The 13,511-nt window shown below is 41.1% G+C and carries 11 protein-coding genes and 1 pseudogene; all 12 read right to left on the bottom strand.

Annotation, left to right across the window (positions count from 1 at the left end; all coding sequences use genetic code 11):
• Positions 1-43: 43 nt before the first annotated feature.
• Entirely contained in the window at positions 44-1,075 is a 1,032-nt protein-coding gene (locus PQ511_RS23040; protein ID WP_273854257.1) for a TRAP transporter substrate-binding protein, read from the bottom strand.
• Between the two features lie 20 nt (positions 1,076-1,095).
• Positions 1,096-2,418, bottom strand: a complete 1,323-nt coding sequence (locus PQ511_RS23035) for a four-carbon acid sugar kinase family protein (protein WP_273854256.1) — start codon at positions 2,416-2,418, stop codon at positions 1,096-1,098.
• A 330-nt stretch (positions 2,419-2,748) separates the two neighbouring features.
• Positions 2,749-4,527: a PrpR N-terminal domain-containing protein gene (locus PQ511_RS23030; RefSeq protein ID WP_273854255.1), complete on the bottom strand. Its 1,779-nt coding sequence runs from the start codon at positions 4,525-4,527 to the stop codon at positions 2,749-2,751.
• Between the two features lie 45 nt (positions 4,528-4,572).
• On the bottom strand, positions 4,573-5,049 hold the full coding sequence (larC2, locus tag PQ511_RS23025; RefSeq protein WP_273854254.1) for a nickel pincer cofactor biosynthesis protein LarC2: 477 nt from the start codon (positions 5,047-5,049) through the stop codon (positions 4,573-4,575).
• 19 nt (positions 5,050-5,068) lie between these two features.
• Positions 5,069-5,797 (bottom strand): nickel pincer cofactor biosynthesis protein LarC, encoded by a 729-nt coding sequence (larC, locus tag PQ511_RS23020; RefSeq protein ID WP_255648134.1) that lies wholly within the window; start codon positions 5,795-5,797, stop codon positions 5,069-5,071.
• A 12-nt stretch (positions 5,798-5,809) separates the two neighbouring features.
• Positions 5,810-6,577: a nickel pincer cofactor biosynthesis protein LarB gene (larB, locus tag PQ511_RS23015; protein ID WP_273854253.1), complete on the bottom strand. Its 768-nt coding sequence runs from the start codon at positions 6,575-6,577 to the stop codon at positions 5,810-5,812.
• A 15-nt stretch (positions 6,578-6,592) separates the two neighbouring features.
• Entirely contained in the window at positions 6,593-7,402 is an 810-nt protein-coding gene (gene larE / locus PQ511_RS23010; protein WP_273854252.1) for an ATP-dependent sacrificial sulfur transferase LarE, read from the bottom strand.
• A 375-nt stretch (positions 7,403-7,777) separates the two neighbouring features.
• Positions 7,778-10,135, bottom strand: coding sequence for an RNA polymerase recycling motor HelD (gene helD, locus PQ511_RS23005; RefSeq protein WP_273854251.1), 2,358 nt, complete (start codon positions 10,133-10,135; stop codon positions 7,778-7,780).
• 428 nt (positions 10,136-10,563) lie between these two features.
• Complete coding sequence (locus PQ511_RS23000) at positions 10,564-10,785, bottom strand: hypothetical protein (RefSeq protein ID WP_273854250.1); 222 nt, start codon at positions 10,783-10,785, stop codon at positions 10,564-10,566.
• Between the two features lie 215 nt (positions 10,786-11,000).
• Positions 11,001-11,456, bottom strand: a complete 456-nt coding sequence (locus PQ511_RS22995) for a DUF600 domain-containing protein (protein ID WP_273854249.1) — start codon at positions 11,454-11,456, stop codon at positions 11,001-11,003.
• Between the two features lie 484 nt (positions 11,457-11,940).
• On the bottom strand, positions 11,941-12,549 hold the full coding sequence (locus PQ511_RS22990; RefSeq protein WP_273854248.1) for an immunity protein Imm33 domain-containing protein: 609 nt from the start codon (positions 12,547-12,549) through the stop codon (positions 11,941-11,943).
• A pseudogene (locus tag PQ511_RS22985) lies at positions 12,546-13,511 on the bottom strand (hypothetical protein); the annotation flags it as partial. The pseudogene PQ511_RS22985 and the gene PQ511_RS22990, both read right to left, overlap by 4 nt.

The following is a 13,511-nucleotide window of genomic DNA, read 5'->3' as shown; positions in this document are numbered from 1 at the left end:
ATGGGGGAAGGTTATCCCCACATCATAAGTCTAATGCCTGCTTTTATTTCGCAGCATCCTGGATTTGTTTAATTAAATCTTCTCCAACTTGATCAGCATACTGATCATATACGGAAGTTGTTGCTTTCTGGAAGGCCTTTTTATCGACATCTTCAACAATTTCCATACCTTGATCTTTCAAATCTGCAATCATTTCTTCTTCCATATCTGCAACGATTTCACGTTCATACTCTGCACCTTCAGAAGCTGCTTCTTGTAGCGCTTTTTGTTGATCTTCAGAAAGACCTTCGAACACTTGTGAACTTACTAATAGTGCCGCTGGTGAATAGAAATGACCCGTTAGTGTTAAATAATCTTGAACTTCATAGAAGCGAGAAGTTGAAATGATCGGAACTGGATTCTCCTGTCCATCAACTACGCCCTGTTGTAAGGCAGTAAATAGCTCTGTAAAAGACATTGGAGTTGGATCAGCACCCATAGCTTTAAAGGAATCCATGTGTACGTTGTTTTCCATCGTACGGATCTTCAATCCCTTTAGATCCTCTGGCTTTTCAATTGGGTGCTGACTGTTGGTAATATGACGGAACCCATTCTCCCACCAAGCAAGACCTTTTAAGCTTTGGTCTTCAAGACCAGATAAGAGATCCTGACCAATTTCACCATCTAATACTTTGTATGCGTGTTCACGATTTTCAAAAAGAAACGGAAGATCGACAACATTAATTTCAGGTGCAAAACCACCAAGTGGACCAGTCGACGTAAGGACCATATCTAATGATCCAACTTGAAGACTTTCAACCATGTCACGTTCGCCACCCAGTGATCCATTCGGGAAAATTTCAATCGCTAGCTCACCGTCGGACTTTTCTTCAACGAGGTCAGCAAAATGTTCAAGACCCTTATAGTAATGAGAGTCTTCAGCAAGTGTAATCCCAACCTGCAACGTTTTCGCTTCATCTGAAGCGGCTTCTCCTCCACTTGAATCTGCCTGTTGGTTTCCTCCACCACAAGCAACAAGTAGGCTGAGACTTAATGCTGTCGTTGCACCTAATATCTTTTTAGATAAACTCTTCATCTTTTTTCCTCCAATATGATTTATTGTTGTACTCTTTCATACGTTTGCATCGTAACTTCCTTCAAGGTATGAAGCGCTTTCACAAGAGCCCGCTCACTTCCAAATGCGCCTGCTTTCGTTGCGAGAGGGAGACGATCGTACAAACCACCGAATAATGTGCCATATGGAAGTCCGTCTTCCACTTCACCGATGATTCGAATACCTTTTCCATTTAAAACTTTGCACGTTGCGCCAGCAATGTCACCACCTGTTAACACTGCACCCTGGATCCGTTTCGTTTCAATGAGACGACCAGCGATAATGCCTAGTGCATCCGCAATTTTGCTTCCTACTTCCATGTTTGATAGTCCTAGTGTCTGTTGGAACTCTCTCACTTGCTTGATTGCATCAGCATCACGATTCGTTGAGACGATTAAGTCTCCTTTGTTTAGAAGAACTTCTCCTATTTGAACGGCTCGTTCAATTTCACTCTGCCGTTCTGTTTCACCTAAGAACTTATACGGAGCAATCATCACTTCTTCGATACTTGTCTGCCGCTTTAACTCTTCCACTTGTTTGTGGGTAATTGCACTTATGCTTCCTGCAACTACTAATAATGGCAACTGTTTACTCTCACCATCTTCTATTTGAAACGTTTGATCATGGAACGAGTTACAAAGATGATAAGCAATACCCGCTGATCCAACCCACAGAATATTTTCTTCCAACTTTTGTGTTGCTTCAACGATGGTATGTAGTTCTTCATCTGTCTCAGCATCTACCACCACAATTTTCGATGGACTCGACAGCGCTTTCATCTTTTGGGCTAAGGATTCTTTCCCTTCTCGAACATCCCGGATAGAGATTAGTTCCACTTCTCTCCTACTTTGCTTTTGCAGAAGTTCAGGCAAGTAGCTTTCTTTGACTGGACAAGTCGGATCTCTTGCAATCTCAGTTTCTTCAAGCTGCACACCATCGACATAGTGAATGCCTTCCAAGGTGATCCGTCCGCTTTTTGGAAAAGCAGGAACAACGAAAGCGACATTAAAATCATACACATCCATCACAGCATCAATTTCTGTACCAATGTTCCCTCTCATTGTGGAATCAATTTTCTTTAAGACAGATGTTACGCCTAACTCACGTAACTGTTTGGAAAGATTCGATACAGTTGCATATGCCTTCTCAGTCGGAATGGCGCGACTGTTGGAATTTAATACAATCACATCTCCCGTCATATTGGTAGGTTGCAAGATTGTATCAGGAAACAACACCGTAGTATCTAACCCCTGTTTTGCAAATTGTACCCCCGTATCATTTGCACCTGTTAAGTCATCTGCAATAACTGCTAATTTCAAAACCATTCCCACCCCCTTTCGGTTATCAAATGTGAGAGAACTAACTCTTCTCTTCCTGTTCACTCACGTTCATTTTTACTTTTCAACAACCAATCTCATTGATTCAGTTCTCTTAACGACCTGGCACTGTTTTATAAAGAAACATTTTAAAACGCTTACATTTATTATAGTAAACGAATATGTTGCATATAACAATACTATTTTTAAAATTTTCTACTTAAACCGAAATTAGTTGCATGTTGCAACAATAATATGTTGCATTTTGAAACAAATAGAGGTTTCTTTTAAAGAAACACCTTTGTATACCAAGAATCGAGCACAAAAAAAGACGCAAGCTTATGATTTAAGCTTACGCCATAATGTAGATCGATTAATCCCCAGTCGTTTTGCTGCTTTCGATTGATTCATCTCTTCTTCTTCAAGCACTTGAGTAATGACTCGCTTTTCAATGTCTTTTAATGTTCCACTTATTTCAATTTGATTTCGTTCAGATTCTTCCTCTTCTTGACGTTGTTTTAACAGCGAAATGACTGAAGAGACTTCTTCCTGTTCTAAATAATAGGAGTTCGAATGTAAAACGAGCTGTTCAATCACTTGCTTCAGCTGATCGACATTACGCGGCCAATCATATTCAACCAGTTCTTGCATCGCTTCTTGCCTTACCCCTACAATTTGTTTGCTGTACTTCGAATGAAATTCCGAAATAAAGACTGGAATTAAATTCTCAATGTCTTCCACACGTTCTCTAAGAGGCGGTAGATAGATAATTAACCTGCCTAAAAGGGTAAACAGCTCGTGATCGATTGTAGCATGACGTTCATCGATAGCGAACTCATCAGCCGACGACACAATCAGCCGAGGCAACTTGCCTTTGTTGGCATGAAAGTAATGATACAACTCTTTTTGTGAATAGGCGTCTAACCGATCGATACGCTTTAAATAAACAATTCCATTGGCATGATCCTTAAAAAAATTCTCTTGAAGCAACTCTTTTAACTGCCCCTCTTTCATTAACTCACAATGAATGGTAATAAACGGTTCGTTGTTTTTCTTGCTTTTCAAGTAGATGGATTGAGCAACTGTATCTTTTCCATTACCGGTTTCCCCAATAATCCATAAGGGTTCAGTCATTCTACTGTACTTCTCCACTTGTTTCAACACTTCTTGCATTGGTTTGCTTTTTCCGGTCATCAGCACATGAGGGATAGTCGTTTGCACTTCAACGGCGTATCGCTCACCATCTTCCTTCTGAACAGTGGTTTGATTTGGGAAAGCTTTCTCGAGAAATAAAATAAGATGTTCTTCATTGAATTGTGAACTTACATTCCATAACTGGTTATGAAGGGTAAGCATTTTCGTTTGATTAGTTTTAGTTTTGAAAGTAGTCTCCATGATTTCTTTCAACTCAGGAGAGTTTTCAATCATTTCATGAGCGAATGCGGCGTGAAATTGTTTGTTTGCACAAATCACCTTTCCGTCATCAGACAAAACGCCAATCAATCTCTCCTCAGCGTCAATGATGGATTGATAAACTAAAATTTCTTCGTGCAATTTTGAGAATAGCTGATACACTCTCCTCGCTTCATCCAATGACTCCATAACCGCTTCTTTCCCCGAGGTGATTAGCACCCCATTCATGCCTAACTGCTTCGCTGCTTCAACAGTGACAACGTCCCCAATAACAACTTCGTATCCATCATCTTTTAAGCTCTTTAAGCGATCCTCAACTTCCACATCTTTCTGAATGGTCATCGTATTAATGTCCAAATCCAATAAGTTACAGATTGTAGCAGCTCCTTGAGAAATATTCGGAAACCCCACAATCGCTGCCTTACCTGAGAACCCTTTGACCAGCGTTAAGAGACGAAGGATATCATAACCGGAAACCTGAATATCAATCACCGGAATCGATACGACCTCCTGCACCAATGAGGCCGTCCCCCCGCGACTAATGATCATATCATAGCCTTCTGCCTTCGATCTTTGGGCAATCTCTACGCCTTCATACAAGTTACCCATTTCCGTATGTAGCTCAAAATCAGTGACTTCTTCTGCGATTTCTCGCATAATTTCAATTAACCCTTCATAAGGCGCAATAACGAGTGCTTTTATCATCTCTATTTACCTCCTGCCCCTAAATAACTGTGTTAGAAGGAGATATTACTTGTGATCCAGTATTTTTTCCCACACAATTTTGTAGACTTCTTTTATTGGAACATGATGTTTCTCAGCAATCTCCCGACAATCTTCGTATTCAGGAGCATTCTCAACAACTTTTCCCTCGTGAATCCCCTGTTTCACCGTTACACTTCCCCATTCGGTTTCCACTTGGTAGAATTTTCTCGCTAGGCGGTGGACAGATATCGGGAAATGGCGAATACCAAGCGTTGTTGTCTCTCTGAACAAAACACTCTTAATCTCATCCAAGTTCGTTCGATCACATAAGAGCTGAAGCAACACGCCAGGACGATTTTTCTTCATATAAATAGAAGAATAGAAGACATCATTCGCCCCACAATCAAACAACTTCTCCATCACATACCCCAGCCACTCGCCAGGCATGTCATCAAGATTAACCTCAACCTTGGTCATCTCATGATCAAGATGCTCTTCCCCATGTGCAAATCGTTGCGACATCCACTCTCACCCCTTTCCTTTAATGACTGCCGAGCAAGGCCCGAAGGACGTTCGGATGATCCGGGAAATCCTTCGTTCCTGCACCATAACCGATGGCTTCAATTGTAAAAGAAGGCATTGGTCCATATTCATTCACAAGGGCTGCTAAAATTCCTCCGCCTGTTGGTGTTGTTAATTCACCTTTGATTTCTGTACGTTGAATCGGTATACCTTTTAACAACTCTAAAGTTGCCGGTGCAGGTACAGGATACAAGCCGTGAGCAATGCGGATTTTTCCATTGCCTACTGGAACCGGAGAGGAAACGATTTTTGAGATATCCAATGAATCAATTAAAATACTCGCTCCAACAATGTCGACGATCGAGTCGACTGCGCCAACCTCGTGAAAGTGAACCTTCTCAAACGCCATGTTATGTATTTTGGCTTCCGCTCTCCCTATTTTTTCAAATATGGAAAGAGCCATCGCCGTCACATTTTCATTTAATTCCGCTTTGTTGATCATCGTCACAATATCAGAATAATGGCGGTGGTGATGTCCTCCTTCATGCTCGGTTAGGATCACATCAAACTTTGTAGCAGAAACGCCCTTTTTCACTACTTTATACGATTCTAGCTTGTATTCCGATTCGATCTCTAATTTCGCAATTTCCTTTTCAAGAAGCGCTAAATCTCCACCAAGATCAAGTAGCGCTCCAATTGTCATATCCCCACTAATTCCAGAAAAGCAATCAAGATACAATGTTCTCATGTCATTCATCCTCTAATTTAGTATCGTATTTCGATGATTTTTATGAATCAATGTTGCGTAATAACCGGCACCAAACCCGTTGTCGATATTCATCACACTAATCCCTGGTGAACATGCATTAAGCATGGATAGCAATGAAGAAACTCCTTGAAAATTCGCGCCATACCCAACGCTTGTCGGCACCGCTACAATTGGATTACTAATCAATCCACCGACAACACTCGTTAGGGCACCTTCCATCCCCGCGACCGTAATCGCGACCGTTGCATTTTCGATATCCTCCAGGTGATGAAAGAGACGATGAATGCCCGCCACACCAACATCATACATGCGTTTCACCGAAGCACCGAATGCTTCTGCTGTTACAGCTGCTTCTTCAGCTACAGGTAGATCTGAAGTACCAGCACACAACACGGCAATGTAGCCATTATAGAGGAGAGCCGGTTCATCGGGGTGTCTCCAGAATAAAGTGCGAGCAGACTTATTGTAGTCGAGATCCGCTACGACTTTCATCACCTTTTCTGCTTTTTCCTCCGAAATCCTCGTCGCGAGTACTCGGTTCGTGTTTTTCTTTAGAGACGCGATAATATCAATCATTTGTTCTACTGTTTTTCCTTCACCAAAGATCACTTCAGGAAAACCAGTACGGTCTTCGCGCTGGTGATCCACTTTCGCAAATCCAATATCCTCAAATGAAGAAAGCAGCGTCTTCGCTTCCTTTATATCCATCTTTCCTTCTTTCACTTGATTTAGAACGTCATCTAAGTTTGTCGCTCCCATGCTGTACGCCTCCTCTTAATTGCTTTCTTCCAAAACTTTGTTCATGCTTCCACTCTTATACCCATCAAGATCGATGGTCACGTATTGATAGCCAAACGATTGTAGCTTCTTCGATATGCTTCGATGATTAGCCATCACTAGCTGCATGTCTTGAGGTTCAACCTCAATCCGAGCCATATCCCCATGCGTTCGAACACGAACCTGTCGAATGCGAAGACTCTTTAAGTAAGCTTCTGACTTATCAACCTTCGTTAACTTCTCCTGAGTAATTTCCTCGCCATATGCAATGCGTGAAGACAAACAAGCAAACGAAGGCTTTTCCCAGGTTGGCAGATTTAATTCTTTTGAAAGGGTACGAATTTCATCCTTGTAAAGGTCCGCCTCTTGCAGCGGCCCCCGCACATCGTGCTCGATTGCTGCGCGGACTCCTGGTCGGTGCTCACCCATATCGTCGGCAATTAAGCCATACACGACATTTTGAAACCCTTTCTCCCGCATAATCGGAACAACCTCTTCAAACAATCCATTTTTGCAAAAGTAACAACGATTTTCATCATTCTGCGTATACCCCGGAATCGCAAGCTCAGACGTCTCAATCACCTGATGATGCGCACCAATTAAAGAAGCAAGCTGCTTCGCTTCCTCTAATTCACTGCTCGGATACGTTTCTGAATCAGCCGTAACCGCGAGCACATTCTCCTTACCTAGAACATCGATGGCAACTTTCAACAATAAAGTACTGTCTACTCCCCCAGAAAACGCCACAACAATGCTTTCCATCTCTTGTAAAATGTCTTGTAACCTTTGATATTTATCGCTCAACATGAGAATTTCACTCCTTATGTAGAATGTATTTATTTTATTTAAAGCCCATTTGCGCCACCTAAGTTGTAACCGTTTTCAACCACTAGCAAAAAAATGTTGCAAAATAAACCTGTTGAAACGAAGTGATTCAAAAACACTCTCACAGTTATTTTGCAATTTGCAACACATTCATTATAATACAGTTTGTTCCAAAGGAAAAGAGGGAAATCGCAGAATCGCTGGCGAATCGCAGGGACGGTTCTACTGATTCAACTGAACGGGTTAAGATAAGACCAACCGTCCAACACAACCCAAAGTAACCCTGCCATTGCCAGGCAGGGTCACTTAAGAGAATGGATCAAGTCAAATCTCAACACCATCTGTTTTTCCTAACGACTATGCATCATGAGAACCGTCCCCACGATGCACCAGCGATGCGCCCACGTTGCGCTCCCGAACCAACCCACTCGGCTCTCCCACACTATACAACTGCAAATCATGCATCGCTCTCGTACATGCGGTATAAAATACCCGTCGCAGACTTTCATCCCCATAGACACGCTCGGACGCATCATAAATAATCACTGCATCAAACTCGATTCCCTTGGATAAATACGACGGAATGACAACCACACCCTGTTCATATTCAGTCGAGCTGCTTTTCAAGAGCTTGATGCCATCAATGCCCGACAAACCAGCATAAGCACGGGAACTTTCTTCCGCTGATTTGCAGATGATCGCAATACTGTTTAAGCCCTGACCTCGTAATTCTGCCACTTTTGAAGAAATGCTGCTGTGTAGCTCTGCATTATCCTCCACTTGTTTCAGCTCAGGTATCGTTCCATCCCGATCAAAAGGGATAATCTTATCCCCATTAGGCACAAGCCGTCTCGTAAATTCAATGATTGGCTTAGTGGAACGATAGCTTCGCGCGATATTGATGACTTCCGTTTTATCTGCTCCATATAAGTCCGTTAGTGAGTGAAAATCGACCATTTCACTCGCATGTGCAAAGATCGCTTGATTGAAGTCCCCAAGAACCGTCATTTTGGCAGAAGGAAACAGGCGCTTTAGAAACTCAAATTGAAAAGCCGAGTAATCCTGTGCCTCATCCACCACAATATGCTTAATGGAACTGTTTGTCTGAAACCCCTGAATCTGCTCTTTCACATATAAAAACGGCGTCGCATCTTCATAACGCAGGTGACCTTCATCCAGCGCTTGAATCGTTGCCTGACAAACCGCTGGCCATTCCTCCAGCGTCTCCATTTTTAGCCGCTCCAGCTGCATCGAATCAGCAAAAAGCTGCTTGTAGATCCCTGCAAAATTCACAAAACGCAATTCCTTGATTTTCTTTCGCAACAGCTTCATCATTTTCCGGACGATTAAGCGAGCTAATTCTCTTGGCTCCACTTCGTATTCATAAATCGCTTCTCCCTCAACGCCGTGCTTTTTCGCGAGGTAAGCTTGTAGGCTATGGTACTCCTCATTGCTAAGTAGTTCGATTTTCTCCTGCACCCATGGCTGATTCCATTCCGCTTTCTCAAACGCATTAATTTGCTTTAGGATCCACTCCTTCAGCTTTTCAAGTCTGTTTTGAAGGCGAAGTGACGTATCAGCACGATAAAACCTTTCTACCATTTGTTCTGCAGTAACAATCGATTCCCCTCTGAAGGTCACATCATGAAACCGCATCCCAGACCGCTCCAGGGATTTTAAATAGTCATTGATCACTTCAAAAAAGCGAGTCGACGTTTTCCATTTAATCCCGGCGATCCTCGCCCTGTAAGATGGTGTATTAACAGCCGTTAACACATATTCCAGCTGTTCATATGGATTCTCAACGTCAAACTCGTCACTTAGCCGATGATTCAAGTATTCCTGGAATGTCACCTGCTGCATATTTTCCTCACCAAGCTCTGGCAGCACATTGGACACATAGCTGTTAAACATCGTATTCGGTGAAAATAAAATAATTTGCTCAGCATTTAGATGATTCCGATCTCTGTACAATAAATAAGCAATCCGCTGTAGCGCTGCTGAAGTCTTGCCACTCCCTGCGGCCCCGTGAACAATTAAGAGCCTTCCACGATCATGACGGATAATGCGGTTCTGATCCTGCTGAATGGTTGCGACAATGTTGTGCATCTGTTTATCTGTGCCTCTACCTAAAACCTCCTGCAGAATCTCATCGCCAATCGTAAGACTTGTATCGAACATAGACTGCAATACGCCACCGCGGATCAAATATTGCCACTTCTTCTCAAGCGTACCCTGAACTTCGCCTCCTGGTGTATCATACGTCGCTGGACCTGGCGGATAATCATAGTAGACGCTTGAGACCGGCGCTCTCCAATCGTAGATCAGGAAGTTATCACCGCTCGCATCCCTTAATGAGCTGATGCCAATATAGACTTTTTCCTGATCGGATGATCCTTCTTCTTTAAAATCAATTCGGCCGAAATAAGGAACCTCCTCCATACGACGTAGCGTGGATAACCGTTTGGATGCATGCCTATGAGAGCTCTGATTAACCGAAAGTGCTTGAGCCTCCTGCCTTAACCCGATGATGGTCTCCAGATAATCATCGAACGTATCTGTATTCACTTTCACTTCATCCCAAAAGTGTTTGCGAATATGAACCACTTCATTTTTCCGCCTAGAGGTTTCATCTTCTAAACGTTCAACTTCCTCTTGAATCGTGTCCATGACACTGTCCAATCGCTTCTTTTCCTGCAGCAGTTTCGAATCCATGCAAACACTCCTTTGAATAATGGATAAAAGGATTGACAAACGAATCACGCGCATTGTATAATTAAAATAGGGTAATATGAGTAAATTTATATTTGTATGCGCGCATCTCTATAAATTTACCATAAGATCGGTTGAACGACAATGTTTTTTTACATAGGAAAGAGCGGTGTTTACGGATTAGTGCGTGAACATCGTTTTTTTTGTTGGGGGGATTGTGGTGACTGTTCCACTGATTCACTTATCGCAATTCATCAGCCAGCAATAGATAGAGAAGTTAGTGCTTACAACAAACCCTGCCTTTGCTCAGGCAGGTCATGAGAACCGTCCCCGTGATGCTTGGTTCTATGATGATAGAAAATATAAAGTTTTCTCAAATAGTAACGACCTAATATGGCTTTAATTGTTACGTCTGTTATGTTTACTTAATACTAACTCATAAAAAAATCAAACGCTTCATATTCACTAGCGTATTCTTTAATAATGTAGTGACCATCCCGTTCACCTGTTTTATAAATTTTCCAGACTCCTTGATCATATGCCCATCCTAATACAAGTGGAGCATCTGATATCTTGTCAAGTATCATCATATACTCCGCACCGATAGTTAGATTTTCATCTTTATATCTTTTTAAGAACTCTTGTTTTGTCATAGCTTCTCCTCTTATATATCCTTTCACAGCAAAACTGCTAGTCTGAGAAAGAAAAAAGTCGGCATTTAGCCGACGAATAGTTGATTAAAATTGTGCATCAAATTTCTGTTGAATGCTTAAAACTTTTATACGTCCTTGTAGAGACTCAGAACCTGCCCCTCATGGTTCTTCCCCTCTACTATCCAAATATCAGCATATATCTAACTAAAAATCATTTAAAACTTATTATTTTTCACTTCCTCAAACCACTCATTAAAAATGTGATCTGCTGTTTTAATATCATCATGAGTATAAATTAAATCATACTTGTATTCAGCTTTGAAATTCCCATTCTTAACATTATATATTAATTTCATCTCAGTAGGCATTTCTCTTTTATGTTCTTGACATAATGATTTAATTTTTCCAATATCTTCATTCAAGATATCCAACACCATAAAATTCCTTTTCGCGGATGTATCGTATTTTTCATCTCCATCTTCCAATGCATCATTCAATTTATGTGGTTCTACATACTTATTATTAATCAAATAAAAAAAGTCGCTTGCAATAATTCCTTCTTCACGCGAAGCATAAACAAATACTTTATCTGCTCTATTTTCTACATACTCCATACATATAGATATCATATCTGCCTGTAATTCACTAAACTCATCTTCAAATTCTTTCATAGTATTTACTCACTCCTTAGATTAATTTTCAAGAACTCTAGATCTCCTCTTACCATCTGGGGACACAGGGACAGGTACATCGTCCCAACAATGATCTAATAAACCAAAGGGCATAAAGCGAATCGTAGTAATTTTTCTTGCAATCAGAAGTAAAGTAGCTGGCAAGTTAGTAACTCTTACAAACGTCGTCGCTTTTTGACTTATGGGTGGGACAAGAAACCTGTCCCTCTGTCCCAATTCCTGCCATGTAAAATGTCATCTAGCCTATTTATCGTGCTTCTCTCGCAAAGCAAGTATTAAAACAGAATGCCTTGATGGTACTACCTTCAAGAGCTATGAATTTCATGTTGACATTTTAATTTGTCCAAAGTTTCATTTCTAACAAAAAGCACTTGTTGCCATTAGTAGACAATCAAGTGCTTTATTCAATGTTTTACTTCCTGTATAGTTTAGTTGTGTAACTATAGATTTCCATAAATAAAAGCTATATTGAATCTTTTAAAACATCTACATCGTTTTCGTTTAATACTGCTTTTATTTCATTACCTTCAAAAACAACCATATAGTCATTTGGTAAAGCAAGAACTTGAATGATTTCTGGTTTAATTTTTAGTAGTTGATAAGCATATAGAGCATGCAACTCTGTAGTATTATTATCCTCTACTGGTCCTATATACCAACCTGAATCTCCTTTTTCAACATCTCCATTTCTTTGTAAATATATTTTTTCGAGTTCTAGTACACCTTTAGAAAGTATAATTTTATCACTAAATTTTATTGCTAAACCATCTACATTCATATTTCTCAAAAAATGACCTTGTTCTAGTTGTACCCACAATGCTAAAGTTAAATCTTCTGTTATATCTTCAAATGGATCTTTAGAGTAGTCAGGAGTAGTCAATATAAAATTCTCAGTTTCTCTCTCCTGTAAATAATAGACGGACCAACCAACTTGTAATGAGAATCCATGAATTAATTTATTACGGTCTACCTGTTCTAATATAGCAAACAAACTTTCTACTTGAGGTTCTAATTCTTTTTCAGCAGTTACTATAATGGTTTTATCCATAATTCTCTTTTCAAATTTCTTCATTTCTTCAACCTCTCTTCTATAGCTATTTTTAGAGCTTCTCTAGCTTGTTTCTCTTTTTCAAGCATCTCCATTCTAACATTGACAGGAACCTCTCCCATCTTAGAATGTCCTTTCCAATCAGCCCATCTATGAGCTCCCTTAGATGCATTCGAAGATTTTCCAAGACCAACAAAATTATCTTTTAGATTTAGAATTTCTATTTGTTGTTCTCTAGTTAACGTACTAAATCCATCCATTTCAGTTATTTCTTTCATTGAAACAATATGGTCTGCTTCAAACTTATCTACTTCATACCCGTACACTGGATCCACTTTAGGACCATCTGGATTAACCATTTTTCTTATATCGTTACTTGGTGTCTTTTTCCTCAAGCTTTTGTATTCATCTTTTGTAACACCATTACCCGTACCCTTAGTACCTTGTATACTTCTCTTCTTCCCACCATCTACCCGCTCAACCTCAGTCTTAATCCGCACAATCGAATCATCCACCGCACGATTCGGACCACTGCTCCTAGAAACCGATGCAATGCCACTCTCCGCTACATCCCCGACTTTCCCAACCGCATTCCCCGCAACACCATTCGCCCCAACAGCCACCCTATTCGAATTCCCCGCAATCTGCATGCCGCCTCTAACGTCTTGGACAAATTCACCCATGCCGCGCTTCATTCCTTCAAAGGCGTTATGCTTTTTCACGATGGCTGCGACGTCTACTTTACTGCTTCCAGCGACCTTGCTTAAGTTTGAGTTCGGGATCTTTCCAGCGACTTTGGCGAGGCTGGCTGATTTTCCTGCCATGCCGACATACGGGATAAAGGCTGTGGAGACATTTCCTGCGACATAGGCCACTCCTTCGTCTTCATAGGTATCGGAGAAGGATTGTGTGATCGCTTCAGCAACGCCCATCGGATCCTTGATTGCCTGCATGGCAGCGGCTCTATAGCCTTCGACTCGTTTATC

Source organism: Guptibacillus spartinae, assembly GCF_028610625.1.
GTDB classification, from domain to species: Bacteria; Bacillota; Bacilli; order Bacillales; family Guptibacillaceae; genus Guptibacillus; species Guptibacillus spartinae.
This window is presented reverse-complemented; position numbering and strand designations above follow the sequence as displayed.